Annotated in this window: 11 protein-coding genes; 2 read left to right on the forward strand and 9 right to left on the reverse strand. The window is 63.9% G+C overall.

The genetic code is table 11. The annotated features are described in order from the left end of the window. The first annotated feature begins 10 nt into the window (after window positions 1-10). On the forward strand, window positions 11-2,872 hold the full coding sequence (locus tag L1071_RS15055; protein ID WP_246976542.1) for a valine--tRNA ligase: 2,862 nt from the start codon (window positions 11-13) through the stop codon (window positions 2,870-2,872). 469 nt (window positions 2,873-3,341) lie between these two features. On the opposite strand, the gene L1071_RS15060 is transcribed toward L1071_RS15055, so the two are convergent. From L1071_RS15060 to L1071_RS15090, 7 genes are all read right to left on the reverse strand, one after another. After that, complete coding sequence (locus L1071_RS15060) at window positions 3,342-4,148, reverse strand: ion transporter (protein WP_281504646.1); 807 nt, start codon at window positions 4,146-4,148, stop codon at window positions 3,342-3,344. A 132-nt stretch (window positions 4,149-4,280) separates the two neighbouring features. After that, on the reverse strand, window positions 4,281-6,098 hold the full coding sequence (locus tag L1071_RS15065; RefSeq protein ID WP_246976544.1) for an aminopeptidase P family protein: 1,818 nt from the start codon (window positions 6,096-6,098) through the stop codon (window positions 4,281-4,283). Window positions 6,099-6,101: 3 nt separating this feature from the next. Then, the gene (locus tag L1071_RS15070; RefSeq protein ID WP_246976547.1) at window positions 6,102-7,682 is read right to left on the reverse strand and encodes a peptide MFS transporter; all 1,581 of its coding nucleotides are present in this window, start codon (window positions 7,680-7,682) and stop codon (window positions 6,102-6,104) included. Window positions 7,683-7,897: 215 nt separating this feature from the next. Then, entirely contained in the window at window positions 7,898-10,936 is a 3,039-nt protein-coding gene (gene glnE / locus L1071_RS15075; RefSeq protein WP_246976550.1) for a bifunctional [glutamate--ammonia ligase]-adenylyl-L-tyrosine phosphorylase/[glutamate--ammonia-ligase] adenylyltransferase, read from the reverse strand. A gap of 100 nt (window positions 10,937-11,036) precedes the next feature. Continuing rightward, window positions 11,037-12,515: a sodium:solute symporter family protein gene (locus L1071_RS15080; protein WP_246976553.1), complete on the reverse strand. Its 1,479-nt coding sequence runs from the start codon at window positions 12,513-12,515 to the stop codon at window positions 11,037-11,039. 2 nt (window positions 12,516-12,517) lie between these two features. Further along, a complete protein-coding gene (locus L1071_RS15085; protein ID WP_246976556.1) occupies window positions 12,518-12,697 on the reverse strand; it encodes a hypothetical protein in 180 nt (59 codons plus the stop codon). Between the two features lie 55 nt (window positions 12,698-12,752). After that, window positions 12,753-13,127, reverse strand: coding sequence for a diacylglycerol kinase (locus tag L1071_RS15090; protein ID WP_246976559.1), 375 nt, complete (start codon window positions 13,125-13,127; stop codon window positions 12,753-12,755). Window positions 13,128-13,307: 180 nt separating this feature from the next. Between L1071_RS15090 and L1071_RS15095 the strand changes: the two genes are divergently transcribed. After that, window positions 13,308-14,285 (forward strand): MDR family oxidoreductase, encoded by a 978-nt coding sequence (locus L1071_RS15095; protein WP_246976564.1) that lies wholly within the window; start codon window positions 13,308-13,310, stop codon window positions 14,283-14,285. A 13-nt stretch (window positions 14,286-14,298) separates the two neighbouring features. On the opposite strand, the gene dacB is transcribed toward L1071_RS15095, so the two are convergent. Further along, window positions 14,299-15,777 carry a D-alanyl-D-alanine carboxypeptidase/D-alanyl-D-alanine endopeptidase gene (gene dacB / locus L1071_RS15100; protein WP_246976567.1) on the reverse strand — a complete coding sequence of 493 codons (1,479 nt, stop codon included), beginning with the start codon at window positions 15,775-15,777 and terminating at the stop codon, window positions 14,299-14,301. 140 nt (window positions 15,778-15,917) lie between these two features. Next, complete coding sequence (locus tag L1071_RS15105) at window positions 15,918-17,063, reverse strand: RNA-guided endonuclease InsQ/TnpB family protein (RefSeq protein ID WP_246976570.1); 1,146 nt, start codon at window positions 17,061-17,063, stop codon at window positions 15,918-15,920. Between the last annotated feature and the right edge of the window lie 65 nt (window positions 17,064-17,128).

A 17,128-nucleotide genomic window follows, 5' to 3' on the forward strand; every position in this document is an offset into this window, starting at 1 on the left:
ACCGACGCCCATGGACAAGACCTACCAACCCGATCAGATCGAAACCCGCTGGTATCAGCGCTGGGAAGACGCCAACCGTTTCGCCCCCGCCGGTCAGGGCGAGCCCTACTCGATCATGATTCCGCCGCCCAACGTGACCGGTAGCCTGCACATGGGCCACGCCTTTCAGGACACCATCATGGATACCCTGATCCGCTGGCGGCGCATGCAGCAATACAACACGCTGTGGCAGGTAGGCACCGACCACGCCGGCATCGCCACGCAGATGCTGGTGGAACGCAAGGTCGCGGCGGAAGACGGCAAGAGCCGCCACGAGCTGGGGCGTGACGCCTTCACCGACAAGATCTGGGAATGGAAGCAGGAATCCGGCGACCATATCACCCGGCAGCTGCGCCGCATGGGCGCCAGCGTCGACTGGTCGCGCGAGCGCTTCACCATGGACGACGGCTTCTACAAGGCGGTGCAGGAAGTCTTCGTACGGCTCTTCGACGAGGGGCTGATCTATCGCGGCAAGCGCCTGGTCAACTGGGATCCCACGCTGCACACCGCGATCTCCGACCTGGAAGTCGAGAACAAGGATCAGCAGGGCCAGTTCTGGCATTTCCGCTATCCGCTGGCCGATGGCGTGACCACCGAGGCCGGCCAGGACCATCTCGTCGTCGCTACCACGCGTCCCGAGACGCTGCTCGGTGACACCGGCGTGGCCGTCAATCCCGAGGACCCGCGCTATGCCTCGCTGATCGGCAAGTTCGTCGAACTGCCGCTGGTCGGGCGCCGCATCCCCATCGTCGCCGACGAGCACGCCGACATGGAAAAAGGCTCGGGCTGCGTGAAGATCACCCCCGCGCACGACTTCAACGACTACGAAGTCGGCCGACGTCAGGATCTCCCGCTGATCAACGTCTTCACCCCGGACGCCAGTATCCTGCCGCGCGCCGAGGCCTTCGACATTCAGGGCCGTGCGCTCGCCGAGATCGACACCGCCTTGCCGTCCGCTTACGTCGGGCTCGACCGCTTCGCGGCACGTCAGGCCATCGTCGACGATATGCAGGCTGCAGGGCTCCTGGCGCAGATCGAAACCGTCAACAACACCCTGCCCTATGGTGACCGCTCCGGCGACGTCATCGAGCCGCTGTTGACCGATCAATGGTTCGTCGCCGTCGAGCAGTTGGCCAAGCCTGCCATCGCCGCCGTCGAGAACGGCGACATCGAGTTCGTGCCCAAGAACTACGAGAACATGTACTTCGCCTGGATGCGCGACCTGCAGGATTGGTGCATCTCGCGCCAGCTGTGGTGGGGACACCGCATTCCGGCCTGGTACGATGCCGAGGGCAACGTTTATGTGGCACGTAGCGCCGAGGAAGCCCGCGACAAGTACGGCCTCACCGCCGACGTGGCCCTTACCCAGGACGAAGACGTTCTCGATACCTGGTTCAGCTCGGGCCTGTGGACCTTCGGCACCCTGGGCTGGCCGGAACAGACGCCGGAGCTTGAGACCTTCCATCCCTCGAGCGTGCTGGTCACCGGCTTCGACATCATCTTCTTCTGGGTCGCGCGGATGATCATGATGACGCTGAAGTTCACCGACGAGGTGCCCTTCAAGAAGGTCTACGTGCACGGCCTGGTGCGCGACGGCCAAGGCCAGAAGATGTCCAAGTCGAAGGGCAACGTGCTCGACCCCATCGACCTGATCGATGGCATCGACCTGGACGCGCTGATCGACAAGCGCACCGGCAACATGATGCAACCGCAGAAGGCCAAGGCCATCGCCAAGGCCACGCGTGACGAATTCCCCGAGGGCATCGAGCCTCACGGCACCGATGCGCTGCGTTTCACCTTCCTCTCGCAGGCCACCACCGGACGTGACATCAAGTTCGACATGGGCCGCCTGGACGGCTATCGCAACTTCTGCAACAAGCTGTGGAACGCCTCGCGCTATGTGCTGATGAATGCCGAAGGCGAAGATGTCGGCCTCTCTCTCGAAGGGCAGGGCGACGAGCCGATCGAGCTCTCACTAGCCGACCGCTGGATCGTCTCGCGCCTGCAGCAGACCGAGGCCCAGGTCACCCGGGCGATGGAGGAATTCCGCTTCGACCACGCCTCGCAAGCGCTTTATGACTTCGTCTGGAACGAATACTGCGACTGGTACCTGGAACTCTCCAAGCCGGTGCTGTGGGACGACAACGCCACTGCCGCCGCCAAGCGCGGCACCCGGCGCACGCTGGTGCGGGTGCTGGAAACCGTCCTGCGCCTCGCGCACCCCATGATGCCGTTCATCAGCGAAGAGATCTGGCAGCGCGTCGCGCCCCTGGCCGGCACGCATGCCGGCGGCGATGACTCGATCATGGCTCAACCCTGGCCGCAGGCCGACCAGAGCCGCATCGACGAGAACGCCACGCGCGACATCGAGTGGCTCAAGGGCGTGATCATCGCCGTGCGCAATATCCGCGCCGAGATGAATATCGCCCCCGGCAAGCCACTGGAAGCACTGCTCACCAAGGGCGGCGAGGCCGACCGCGAGCGTCTGGAAGCCTATCGGCTGTTCCTCTCCAAGCTGGCCAAGCTCGACAGCATCACCTGGCTCGACGACCCCGACCAGGCCCCGCTCGCCGCCACCCAACTGGTCGGCGACATGGAAGTGCTGGTGCCCATGGCGGGGCTGATCGACAAGGATGCCGAACTTGCCCGTCTGGCCAAGGAAATCGACAAGCAGGACAAGTTCATCGGCGGTATCGAGAAGAAGCTCGGTAACGAAGGCTTTATCAGCAAGGCCCCCGCCGAGGTCGTCGAGAAGGAACGTGGCAAGCTCGCCGACGCCCAGGCCAGCCGTCAGCACCTCAGCGAGCAACGCGACAAGATCGCTGCGTTGTAAGCGCCGCTGTCAAAACGCTGGCGCACGCCAATCACGCCCATGCGGTGCACGCCGCATGGGCGTTTGCATGTCGTCACCCGCTGGGAAGCCAAGGCGCTGCGTCAAACGCATGATGATGTCAAAAGAACGGTATAAGACGCTGCCGACGGCATAAAAAAGAGGCTTTGCTTACCGTTATCGGGAATAAATTCCCTCCCACAATGACGTGCTAACCGACAAGAGGTTGTGGGAGCGAACTTGTTCGCGATGATCTGTGCCGCATTTCCCGGCAAAGTGCGAAGAACCTAAAAAAACCTGCGCCAGGGGGCGGCGCAGGTCAAGGCAGAGTACTACTAGGGGTGCATCGTGAAACAATGCAGGGATAAAACATCTGGTGAGCACCAGATGACGCTTACTTTATTCCTACGCGTCTCATGCCACCAATAAATTGTTAGCATGATAGCGATAGCGCTTTTCAATCCGCGTTGCTTCACTCCTTGTCGCGCGTCTCTGGCGTCCGACGCGTGGCCTCCTCCGATTCCCGAGCTTCAAGCAGCGCTCTCAGAGACGTAACCTCGGCGTTCAGGCTATCGATCTGCCGCGAGAGATGGCGCATCATCTCGCGATCCGCCTTGTGTTGCCGCGACTCCTGCTCGCTGTCATCGGACACCACCAGCGAGCCGATGTACGCGGCGAAACTCCCGAATAACCCCACGCCACCGACCATCAACAACACCGCCACGACCCGGCCCAAGGTGGTAATCGGATAATAGTCGCCATAGCCCACGGTGGTCACGGTCACGAAGGCCCACCACAGCGCTTCTTCCGCCGTGTTGATGGGGCTTTCCGGGTCGGGCGATTCGACCAGCAGCATGGTGATGGCGCCAAAAGCCACCAACAGCAGTGTGGCGGTCGCCGCCGAGGCAAACACGCCCTCGGCGCGATTACGAAACAGCACCCGCCAGATCATCTCCATGGATTTGAGCGCACGGATCACTCGCAGCATCTGCACGACGCGAAATAAGCGCGCGCCCTGGAACGGCCCCGGCGGAATGCAGGCCAAAAGGTCGAGCCACCCCCAGCGCATGTAGCGCCACTTGTTAGGAGCGGCACGAAAGCGCAGGCAGAAGTCAACGAAGAAGAACCCGCACACCACCCAGTCCATGTACGTCAGAAGGCGCGAGACTTCCTCAGGCAGAGTCAGGAAAAGATCCGCCAACAAGGCGCCAATCACATAGAAGGACAGCACCAGCACGACGAGCTGAAAGGGCGTGATACGTTCCTGACTGATCGGCATGCGGGTCTCCTTGGTGGCCCGGATGGCTCATGGCGGTGGGCGTCATCCATTCTCTAACATCGACCGCAGATGGTTACTGCCAGCGAAATGCCGAGTCCATGGACTCGGCATTTCTCAACGTGCGACGCGCATTTAGCGGGCGATGGGCTGCGTACGCTGCTCGAGCCAGTCGCGGGCTTCGCCCTCGACCTTGGGCATCAGGCGTTGACGGACCTCGTCATGGTAAGCGTTGAGCCAGGCGATTTCCGCATCATCGAGCAGAGAAATGTCGATGGCGCGGGTATCGATGGGACACAACGTCAGCGTTTCGAAGTGCAGGAACTCGCCGAATTCACTGGGCTGGGCCGAACGATTGACCACCAGGTTCTCGATGCGCACGCCCCACTGCCCCGGCCGATAGACGCCCGGTTCAATCGAGGTGATCATGCCGGGTTGCATGGCGGACTGCGGCGTCGGCGGCGCGTACCAGGCGATCACCTGCGGCCCCTCGTGAACATTCAGGAAATAGCCCACGCCGTGCCCAGTACCATGGCCGTAGTCGATCCCCGCGGACCACAGCGGTGCACGAGCGATGGCGTCGAGTTGCGGCGATGGAATGCCGCGCGGGAACTGGGCACGCGATAGCGCGATGGTGCCCTTGAGCACCTGGGTGAAATCGCGCCGCTGCGCCGCGTCGATCTCGCCCACCGGCACCACCCGGGTGATGTCGGTGGTCCCGCCCAGGTATTGGCCCCCCGAGTCGATCAGCAACAAACCATCGCCCTCGATCACCGAATGTGCCGCCGGGGTGGCGTGATAATGCGGCAGCGCGCCGTTGGCATTGAAGGCGGCGATGGTCGCGAAACTCCGCGAGACGAAACCATCGCGCTCAGCGCGCGCGGCGGTGATCCGCTCATCGACGTGCAGCTCGGTCACCGTCGCGTCGCTGGCCAATGCGTCTTCCAACCAGGCAAAGAACGCACACAGCGCGGCGCCGTCTTCCTCCATGGCGTGGCGTACGTGCTCAATGTCGCGGTCGCTCTTGCGGCTCTTGGCGAGCGTGCTCGGTTGAAAGGCCTCGACGACGCTCACGCTCTCCGGCACGGCCTGCATCAGCGCCAGGCTCACCCGTGCCGGATCGAGCAGCAGGCACGCAGCGGCGGGAAGACCGCCGAGACGCTCCGCCACCTGGGCGTAATCGGCGACATCAATACCATCGTCGGCGAGTTCGCCGATCACGGCGTCATCCAGTTTGCCCGGGGCGACGAACAAGGTGGCCCGCGTCGCCTCGACGAGCAGATGCGACAAAAACACCGGATTGAAGGCGACGTCCGAGCCGCGCAGGTTGGTCAGCCAGGCGATATCGTCGAGAGTCGACACCAGGTGCGTATCGGCGCCCTGGGCCTCCATTGCCTGGCGCAATGTCGCCAGCTTGTCGCGCCGCGAGGCATCCACGTAAGCGCTCGGGTGGGCGTGCACCGGCGCCTCGGGCAACGCGGGGCGCTCCGGCCAGATGGCATCGAGCAGATCCCGATGGCCTTCCCAGCGGATCTCCTTCGGCGCCAGATGGGCCTCCAGTTGACGCACGCTGGCCGTCGACACCACGGCGCCGTCGAAGCCCAACGTGGCGCCCGGCGACAATTGCTCGGCGAGCCACTGCATGGGCCGCTGCGCCTGGCCGGGCTGGAGCTTCATCAACTCGATGCCGCTACCCGCCAGTTGCTGCTCGGCCTGTACCCAGTAGCGGCTGTCTACCCACAGCCCAGCCGCCTGTTGGGTAACCACCAGCGTGCCCACCGAGCCATCGAAGCCCGACAACCAGACGCGCCCCTGCCAATGATGCGGCAGGTATTCGGAGCTATGCGGATCGGACGACGGCAGCCACCAGGCGTCGACGCCCTGTTCACGCATGGCATCGCGCAGTGCGGCTAGGCGGGCGGCAGGCGTTTGGGGAGATTCACTCAACGGCATGATTCAGGCTCCGGTGGTGGCGTTGGAAGACGAAGCACCGGCGGGATCGACGGTGGGATTGCCCTTCAGCATACGCTTGATGAGCGGCGTCAGCAGCGCCAACACGATGGCACATAGCACCAGCGCCACCGCGCAGCGCCCGAACAACTCCGGCAACTGATCCAGTTCCTCGGCGTTGACGTGCCCGCCGATCAAGCCGGCCACCAGATTGCCCAGCGCCGAGGCCGTGAACCATAACCCCATCAACTGGCCGCGCAGCTTGGTCGGCGCCAGCGCGCTCATGGTCGACAGCCCCACCGGGCTCAGGCACAGCTCGCCGATCGTCAGCAATAGTAAGCTGGCGGTGATCCACAGCGGCGAGACCTGATCGATGCCGCCAGCCACGCGCATCGCCGCGAACATCATCAAGGCAAAGCCACCGGCCGCGAACAACAGGCCGAGGACGAACTTCACCGGGCTGCCGGGTTCCATGCGGCGGCGGCCGAGTGCCGGCCATAGCCAGCCGAAGAGCGGCCCCAGCAGGATGATGAAGACCGGATTGAACGACTGAAACCACACGGTGGGGATTTCCCAGCCGAACAATGTACGGTCGGTGTAGTCGTGGGCGAACAGGTTATAGGACGTCGGCTGCTGTTCGAAGGATGCCCAGAAGAACGCCGCTGCCATGATCAAGATGAAGCACACGACGATACGCGCCCGCTCCTGCTTGTCGAGCCCGTTAAAGCCGAACAGAAAGACGAAATAACCCAGCGCGCAGACGATGATGACCGTGGTCATGGCCTCGGCAATCGCCACGGCGTTCAAGGTAATCGCACCGTTGGCCACCAGAGCGATGAAGCCCGCCAGCGCAATCGCCAAGCCCGCTACGTAATAACCTACACCTCGACGATGTACCGCAGGCGCATCCCAACTAGCGGCACGCCCCCGTAGGCTGTCGGCGCGTCGCATGGAAGGAATCGCCGACAAACGGAAGATCAACAAGGCCACCAACATGCCCAGCCCACCGATGCCGAAGCCCCAATGCCAACCGTATTCACGCATCAATAGGCCGGTGAACAGTGGCGCCAGCAAGCCACCGATGTTGATCCCCATGTAGAAGATCGCGAAACCGCCATCGCGGCGCACATCGCCTTGGTCATAAAGGCTCCCCACCATCACCGAGATGCAGGACTTGAAAAGCCCCGAGCCGAGCACGATCAATACTAGCCCGATAAAAAACCAGGTCGCACCCCAGAGGGCGGAAAACGCGATGGAAAGATGGCCCAGTGCAATGAGCACCGAGCCGTACCAGACGGCACGCCGCTGCCCCAGCCAGTTATCCGCCAGCCAGCCGCCGGGCAAGGCCGACAGATAGACGGCCCCCGCATAGATACCCACGATGGCCGACGCAGCTTCCCGCGTGAAGCCCAGTCCGCCTTCGAACACCGTGGCGGCCATGAACAGCACGAGCAGCGGGCGAATACCGTAGTAGGAAAAACGCTCCCACATTTCGGTGAAAAATAGCGGTCCCAGCGCACGCGGGTGGCCCGCGAAACCTCGATCCTCCTCGGAGCGGGGCGATGCTACATCCGTGTTAGAGCGCATTGGAGTGTCTGCCTCGTTGAGAACTTTCAGGTTGTGCCCGATGATCGCCGTGCCTTGTGGGCGCGCGACGAAACAAAACGGCGATGGCATGCATGCCATCGCCGGAGGCGGACTATAAAGTTTCCACGCGAATGATCAATCCCCAACTTTTGTCGTACTAACCATTTACCGAGTTATCATGAGCGCGAAAAGTAACTGTTTATTTCCAGTGATACTTACCGAGACGCGTCATCATCCTGCATCCAGTGCGCCCAAATGGCGCGGACTCGGCGGCGATGGTCGTCGATATCGGCGATCTCGACCTGGCTTCCGGCCTTGGCCAGCGAGGCACGATGGCTAATACCGCGATAGGTGAGATACGCCTCGCGCAGCTCACGTGCCTGCTCGGCGGGAAGCCGGCCGCTTTCCTCCAGCGTTTCGAGAATGCGCATATTGTCACTGAAGGCGAGCATCTCCGGCGCCTCGGTGCCCAGTCGCAGCACCGCGTACTGACAGAGGAACTCGATATCCACCATGCCGCCGGGGTCTTGCTTGAGATGAAACGTCCCCTGGCGTCCGGCCTGATCGCTGCTGCCCAGGTGCTTACGCATCTTGTGGCGCATGGCGACGACCTCCCCGCGCAGTGTGTCAGGGTCGCGCGCCTGCCCCAGCACCTCGCAGCGCACTGTCTGGAAGCGCTCGCACAATGCCGCGTTGCCGGCGATGGCCCGCGCGCGTACCAGCGCCTGGTGCTCCCAGGTCCAGGCTTGGTGGTGCTGATAGTCGGCGAAGGCGTCGAGCGTCGTCACCAACAACCCTGAATTGCCGGAAGGCCGTAGGCGCATGTCGACTTCGTACAGCGCGCCGCTGGCCGTCATCGCCGTCAACAAATGGATGACGCGCTGACCGAGGCGCGTGAAGAAGACCGCATTGTCGAGAGCCTTGGCACCATCGGTCATGCCTTTAGGGTCGGCATCGTGCAGGAACACCAGGTCCAGGTCCGAGCCATAACCCAATTCGATGCCACCCAGCTTGCCGTAACCGATGATCGCGAAATTGGCCTCGTCGCTCTCACGCTCACCGGCACGGCGCGAGGGGCGCCCGTACTTGCGTGTCACCTGCTTCCAGGCCATCGCCAGGACCTGCTCGAGGATCACCTCGGCGATGAAGGTGAGATAATCGCTGACCTTCATCAGCGGTCGCGCGCCGACGATATCCGAGGCCGCGACGTGCAACACCTGAGCATGCTTGAAGGTGCGCAGCGCATCGAGCTGGCCCTCCTCGTCGTCCTCGGGCAACCGTGCCAGTGCCTGGCGCTGCTCATCGGCGAGTTCGTCCTTGTCGGCTGGCGAATACAGCGTGGCAGGATGCAGCAATTCATCGAGCAGCACGGGATGCCGCGCCAATTGCTCGGCGATCCACGGGCTCGCGGCATACAGCCGGATCAACTGACGCAGCGCATCGGGATTCTCACGCAGCAATGCCAGATAGGCGGTACGCCGCAGCACCGCCTCGATCAGCGGCAGGACGCGCTCGAGCGCGACATCCGGCGCACGACTCTCGCCGACGGCCTCGAGCAGCAGCGGCATCAAGGCATCGAGACGCTCGAAACCGATGCGCTGCATGGCCGCCACGGCGCGCGAACGATGCACGTCGGCAAGTCGCTTGAGGGTCGCCTCGGGCGCCTCGAACCCCAGCGTCGTCAGCGTCTCGCGGGCCTCCGCCGGGATCAGCTCCTCGCGCCAGAGCGCGCCCAGCTCTTCGCGCGAGGCGTCCTCGGGGGCGCTGTCCTCGTCGTCTTCCTCCTCGGGCGGGGCAATGATGGCATCAAAATGCTCGCGCACCCGCCCGCGCGCCTCATCGAGACGCGCCACGAGTGCCGGCCAGTCGGCCATGTCGAGCGCCAGCGCCAAGCGCTCGCGCCCCAGGGTGTCGTCCGGTAGCGTCTGGGTCTGGCGATCCTTCTGGGCCTGCAAGGCATGCTCGAGATCGCGCAGAAAAGCGTAATCGCTGCGCAGGGCCTCGGTGACCTCGCCCGGCAGAAGCTCCAACTGCGTCAGGCAGCGCAAGGCCGCCGCCAGCGAGGTCAATTGGAGCTCGGTATCGCGGCCGCCACGAATCAACTGAAACGCCTGGACCACGAACTCCACCTCGCGGATACCGCCGGGCCCGAGCTTGATGTTGTCAGCCATGCCCTTGCGCTTGACCTCGCGGTTGATGAGTCGCTTCATCTCACGCAGCGATTCGATGGCGCCGAAATCCAGGTATTTGCGATACACGAACGGTCGCAGCGAGGCGAGCAACTCGGCGCCTGCCTCGAGATCGCCGGCCACCGGGCGCGCCTTGAGCATGGCGTAGCGTTCCCACTCACGCCCCTGGTCCTGATAGTAGCTGGACAGCGTGGCGAAGTTGCCGACCAGCGGCCCGCCATCGCCAAGCGGGCGCAGACGCATATCGACACGAAACGCCATGCCTTCGTCGGTCACCGCGTCCAGCGCGCCGATGAGCTTCTGGCCCAGCTTGGTAAAATATTCCTGATGCGAGAGCGCGCGCCGACCGCCCTGGGTCTCGCCCTCTTCGGCGAAGGCAAAGATCAGGTCGATGTCCGAGGACAGATTGAGTTCACCCGCACCGAGCTTGCCCATGCCCAGCACCACCAGGCGTTGCGGCGTACCGTCGGCGCGAAGCGCCGGTTGCCCCCAGCGGGGCGCATAATGATGTTCGAGCCAGCCCAGCGCGCCGTCGAGGCATATTTCTGCCAGGTAGCTGACGTCGCGCGCCGTGATCCACATGCCCGCCTCGCCGGCCTGGCCGCGCGGCGCGCGACACAGATCGCGCCACACGATGCCCAGCATGCGTAGCCGCCGGAAGCGGCGTACCGCAGCCTGCATGGCCGCCTCGTCCTCGGCGGCTTCGAGCCGCTCGGCGAGTTCCGCTTCCCAGGTCTCGCGCGGCGGGGCCTCATCCAGTTCGCCCTCGGCATCCAGAACCGGCAGCCAGCCGGGATCGCGGGCCAGCGTCTCGGTGGCGAAGTCGGAAAGCGCCACCACCCGCGCCAGCTCGGCGCGACGCGCCTCCGAGAGCGCCAGCCAGGTGGCACTCGGCATCTCTTCGACATTCGCGTCGGCGTCCACATCGCGCGTCGAGCGCTTCGCCTGGGCGACGCGATCGGCCAGGCACAACGCATCGTCGAGCCGCTCGGCGGCTTCGCCCAGCGCCTCATGCAGCGGTGCGGGAATATCGGCGTCGGGCAGGAATCCTTCGGGCAGGGCCATGGTACTCTCCTGGAACGTCCCGGCAGCTAGCGCCGGGGCAAGCGTTATATGACCCCAGCTTAGCGGAGCTAATCGCTTGGAAGCTACAGGCGAGCAAACCTCAGCGCCGCCATGGCAAGCCACGCTCGGCGGCGGCGATGAACGCCTCGGCGGTTTGACGCGGCGATGCGCTGAGCAAGCTGACGCCCACGAACAGTACGCACGCCACCGGCAGCGCCCAGATGCCTGGCGGCCAGCCCAGCGGTTTGGCGCCGGTGATATACAGTGCCACGACGCAGACACCGCCACCGAGAATGCTCGCCAGGGCGCCCACCGCACTGCCACCGCGCCAGAAGAAAGCGGCGACTAGCGCCGGCACGGTGACCACCAGGCCGGTCGAGGCGGCGACCGAGAGCACCGCGATCAGATCGAGGCGCAGCTCGGCGAAGGCCAGTGCGAGCAGCGCGATCAGCGGCAACACGGCCTTGCCGACCCACAGCTGGCGGCGTTCATCGCTGCCTTTGCGGGCCACCGCATAGACGTCCCGCGACAGCATCGATGACAGCGTCAGCATGATCGAATCGATGGTCGAGACCGCCGCCGCTAGAATCCCCACCATCACCAGCACGCCGAGTACCGGCGGCACATGCGCAGAGGCCAGCAGGGTCGGCGTGGCGAGATCCGAATTCTCCAGGTCGGGGAAGGCAATCAGCGCCGAAAAGCCCCACAGCACCGAGACGGCGGTATATACCAGGCCAAAGCACAGAAACCCCAGCAACATGCGGCGCATGGCCTGGAGAGAAGCGGGCATGAAGAGGCGCTGGCTGACCTGGGGATTGGAAAGGCTGAAGAAGAACCAGGGAATCGTCAGGCCGAGGAAGGTCGCCGGCGTGAACAGACCCGACCCCGGCACCGTGAGCGCCTCGGGATGCTCATCGGCGAGGGTCGCGAACAGCGCCTCGAAGCCGCCCAGCGAGGCCACCACCAGCAGCGCCACGGCCGTCGAGGCGACGATCATCAACAATGCCTGCAGCGCGTCGGTCCACATCACCGAGCGAATCCCGGCGATGAAGGTGAATACCAGCGCCAGCACGGTGGCCACCGCCACGCCGGTGGTAAAGCCGATGGCACCGTCGGTCATGCCGCTCAGCAGATACCCCACGCCCGCCAGTTGCACTGCGGCATAGGGGACCAGAAACAGGCTGCTGACCAGCGCCGTGGCCACAGCCACGCCGCGATTCGCATAGCGGTGTCCCAGCATCTCGCTGGGGGTGACAAAACCGAATGCCTTGCCCACCGCCCAGAAACGCGGCCCGAAGATTGCCACCAACGAGACCCCAGCGAAGTAGACGATTTCGAAGCCCAGCGCCCCCACGCCACCGGCGTAGGTCAGTCCGGCCAACCCCACCATCATGAAGGCACTGTAGGTCGTCGCGCTGTAGCTGAGCGCCGACACCATCCCGCCCATGCGCCGCCCACCGAGGAAATAGTGCGCCATGTCGGGCGTCCCGCCGGGTCTGCGCTCGCGTGAGCGCCAGGCCACGCCTAGGGCGACGACGACATACACCAGCACCGACGTCCACACGAGCGTCGACGACATCCTCACTTCTCCTTGAAATCGGCGGTAACCAGCAGATTGAGAACGATCACGGCAAGCCCGATCAGCCCCCAGAACAGCAGACTGCCGTACCAAGCCTGAACATCGCGCAGCAACGTATAAGGAACAATCACGGCGGCCACCACCAGCACGCCAAGCAATCCAAAACCAATGCGTCGGGACATAGCGCACCTCGCACGGACGTTGAAGATAACCAACAAGGCGTCACCGACTGCGGGCTCAGCCGAGGAATTTCTGCCAGGCCAACAGGCCCCAGGTCAGGCCCGCCATGATCAGTGAGATCATCACCGCCGCCGAGCCGATATCCTTGGCCCGGCCGGATAACTCGTGATGCTCGGGACCGATGCGGTCAACGACGGTTTCCACCGCGCTGTTGAGCAGTTCCACGATCAGCACCAGCGCGCAGCTGCCCACCAGCAGCAGCCATTCCACCGGCGTAGCACCGATCCACCACGCCAACGGCAAGAGTATCACGCAGATGCCGACCTCCTGGCGAAACGCCGTCTCATTGCGAAACGCGGCGCGCAGCCCCTTGAGCGAGTAGTGCGTGGAGTCGCTCAAGTGGCGCAAGCCGGTGGTCTGGCGGGATTTCATCGCACTCGTTCCTCAGTGAAGGGGTCTCGATGGTCGATTACGCAACGGCCAGGACGGCAACGCCACGCGAATGACGGACGGTATCCCGCAAAGGTCGCGTTGTCGACACTCGCGGCTCAACGCTAGGCTGATGAAACTGCGCTCGCCGCAGCGCCTTATCCTAATCCGCAGGAGTTCACCATGCCACGCGCGCTCATGCTTCATGACGACACCCCCCGCGCCCGCCTCGAAACGCTCGACGAGAACCAGTTGCCGGAGCGCGCGGTGCGCGTCGCCATCGATTACTCGGATCTCAACTATAAGGATGCCATGGCGGTCACTGGCCAGGGCAAGATCGTGCGCGATTATCCTTTGGTGCCGGGGATCGATTTCGCCGGCACGGTGACGGATTCCACGGATGCGCGCTTTGCCGCCGACGACCGCGTGATCCTTACCGGCTGGGGTGTCGGCGAGCGCCATTGGGGCGGCTTCGCCGAGGCCATGCGCGTCGATGCCGACTGGCTGGTGCCCTGCCCGCAACCGCTGAGCACGCGTCAAACCATGCTCTTCGGCACCGCCGGGCTCACCGCCATGCTGAGTGTCATGCGTCTGAAAGAAGCCGGCCTCGCTCCCGGCGATGGGCCGGTCGCCGTTACCGGCGCCAGCGGCGGCGTAGGCAGTTGGGCGGTGTCGATCCTCGCCCATGAAGGTTTCGAGGTTCACGCCATCACCGGCAAGCCTGAGCAGAATGCCTGGCTCGAGGCGCTCGGCGCCCACGCCATTCTGCCCCGCGCCGACTTCGAAGCCCGCGGCCGGCCGCTGGAATCGACGCAGTGGGCGGGCGCCGTGGATACCGTCGGCGGCCAGATCCTGGCCAACCTCCTGGCGCAAATGCGCTACTCAGGCAAGGTCGCCGCCGTGGGTCTGGCGGGCGACGCCGCGCTACCGACCACGGTGATGCCGTTCATCCTGCGCGGCGTGTCGTTGCTCGGCGTGGACAGCGTGTATATACCCTTCGACCGGCGCCGCGCGGCGTGGCAACGCATTGCCGCCCTGCCCAACGCGTTGCTGTCGCACATGCATGTCGAGGAGGCTGGCCTCGACGACGTGACCGACCGGTCCCAGGCCATGCTCGAAGGCCGCACCCATGGGCGCGTGCTCATCGACCCACGGCGCTAGAAGGCATGATCTCTCAGTGGGCCTCGATCATCTCCGTCAAATCCGCCGCCACCAGGGGCAGCACCTGCCGCCAGGCGAGGTACGGCGTTTGCGAGGTGCCGTTGACCAGTACGGCGAAGCTGCCCCAACGCCCGGTTTGGGTACGGAAGTAGCCGGCCACCGCGCGCACCGTGACCGGCTCGTTGAGCGTGCCGGTCTTGAGCATGACGCTCTGCTGGAAGGTATCGCTGCCGCGGCGGATGAAGTGCATGGGACCGTTGGTCGGCAATTGCAGACCCGCCACGAAGGTCGGGAACAGTGCCGAACGCTGGTACATCGCTGCCAGCAGGGCATTGAGATCGCGCGCCGAGACACGGTTCTCGGGGGTCAAGCCACTGCCGCTGGCAAGCGTCGGCACGCCATGGCCGGGTAGATTCTGGGCGAAGCGCATCAGTTCATCGGCGCCGTCCTGAAGCTCGGCGCGCGGCTTGGCGACGAGGTCCAAAGCCAGGGTATCGGCCATGAAGTTATTGGAATAGTTGAGCATGCGTAGCAGCAATTCCTGCAACGGCTTGCCATCCACCGCCGCCAAGCGTTTGGCGGTGGTCGGCGGCGGTGTCGTGCTGGTTGCGTAGCCTTCGACCTCGACCCTCGCCTGCCCGAGCAATGCCATCAAGGTTTTGGCGGTTTGCTCGGCGGGGTCGGAACTGCCGCGATAGATTTCACGCGAGAAGCTATCGCGGGCGATCTGCCCGCTGATGCGCAACGTATCGCCACCCTCGCGACTGATACGCTCGGCACTCAGGCGTGAATCCCCACCGTGCGCCACGGTCTTGACCTGATTGTCGAGGCGCGTGAGCGGTGCCACCGTCGCGCAATCGCTGATGGAGGCCGCGTCGCCCACGGCCGCGCCGGGCTTGACCCGATTGCACCAGCTGCCGTAATTCACCGCCGCCGAGGAAAGCAAGGCGCTGTAGGCATTGTCGGAGCGCGAGCGCGCCTTGCAGCGGTCGGTGGTCACGCAGGTCACCGGGCCGAAGCGCCACTGGCTGACCACCAATTGACCATCGACGGCGCGCACGCCGCGTTCGCGCAAGCGTTGCACCAGACGCCACAGGTTTTCGCTGGTCAGGGCCGGGTCACCGCCGCCATCGAGCACCAGATCGCCATGCAGCACGCCCTGGGCATCGACATTGCCGGTGGCCATCAACTGCGTGGTGAAACGATGCTGCGGTCCCCAACGGTCGAGGCTCGCCGCGGCGGTGTAAAGCTTGGTGACCGACGCTGGCGAAAGACGCCGCGTAGGATCGAGCGCGCCTAGACTATCGCCACTGCCCAGCAATTGCGCCTGGGCGCCGATCACGAAGCCCTTGTCGGCCAACGAGGACAGATTGTCGAAACCCTCGGCATGCGCGGCCAACGGGAGGCCCATCAAGACGAGAAACGCGAACATACGACACCCGCCACGCTGCGAGGCGCGCGGACGTCGACGATGGAACAACTTACTCAGCATGAAATTTTTCCTTCCCTGGACGAACGACCATCGTCCGCCAGGCTAGCAGGGCTCATCATCGCGTGCGATGGCGATGTCCAATCGAGCGTAGACACTTGTCAGTTGACTGCTCACCGCCCTGAAGGACGGTGATTCCCAATTCACCGAGAACTGGACATGGAGACTTGCTCCATGCCGCTTACATTCTCTCCAAGGGCTAACACCGCCAGCCCGGCGGCTTTAATGTTGAGCGCGGCGTTGATGTCGCGATCGTGGTCGACTGCGCACTCGGGACACGTCCAGGCGCGAATCTGCAAGGGCATCTCGGGCATCACATGCCCGCAACCAGAGCAGCGTTTACTGGAGGGGTACCACTGGTCAATGGCCGACAGTTGCCGACCTGCCCAGGCGGCCTTGTACTCCAGCTGGCGGACGAATTCGCCCCAGCCGGCATCACTGATCGACTTGGCGAGCGAGCGGTTGCGCAGCATATTCTTCACCTTGAGGGACTCGACGCAGATCACTTGGTTCTCGTTGACGATCTGGCGGGACAGCTTGTGCAAGCGGTCCATCCGGCAATCTGAGATTTTGGCGTGAAGGCGTGCGACCTTCCGCCTGGCCTTGGCACGGTTCTTCGAACCGAGCGTCTTCTTGCTCAGCCGGCGCTGCGCTTTGGCCAGACGGGTCGCGTACTTCGCCGTATGGCGGGGATTGCCGATTCGATGCCCGTCGCTGGTGACGAACAGGTCTTTCAGGCCGAGGTCGATGCCCACCATCTTGGACGTGACGGGCAGCGTCTCGGGGTCGAACTCGCACAGGCAGCTGACGAAGTAGCGCCCCGCCGAGTCCTTGGAAACGGTAACGGTGGTCGGATCGCTGGGCAGTTCACGACTCCAGCGCATCGGCAGCGGGTCCTTGCACTTGGCCAAGAACAGCTGGCCACCACGGTACTTGAACGCCGAGCGCGTAAACTCCGCCGATTGGCGGTGCCGCTTACTCTTGAAGTTCGGGTAACGAGCGCGGCCTTCAAAGAAGTTCTTGAAGGCCGTCTGCTGGTGGCGAAGACACTGCTGAAGCGCCACCGAGCTGACTTCGTTGAGGAAGGCGGTGTCATCGGCCTTCTTCATCCGCGATAGTTCAGCGTTCGCGGCGACGTAGCCGATCTTCTCTCGGCGTTCATAGAACGCATCGGTGCGATAGCGCAGCACTGCGTTATAGACGAAACGCACGCAGCCAAACGTCCGAGCAAGGAGCTGCTCCTGTTCAGGCGTCGGATAAAAGCGGTATCGATAAGCGCGTTTCGTCATACCTCACATAATATAAATAAAACTGTAAGATAGCAACTACCTGAGAAGGAGGCCGCGAAAGTAGG

It is taken from the genome of Chromohalobacter sarecensis (assembly GCF_023061135.1).
In the GTDB taxonomy this organism is placed as follows: domain Bacteria; phylum Pseudomonadota; class Gammaproteobacteria; order Pseudomonadales; family Halomonadaceae; genus Chromohalobacter; species Chromohalobacter sarecensis.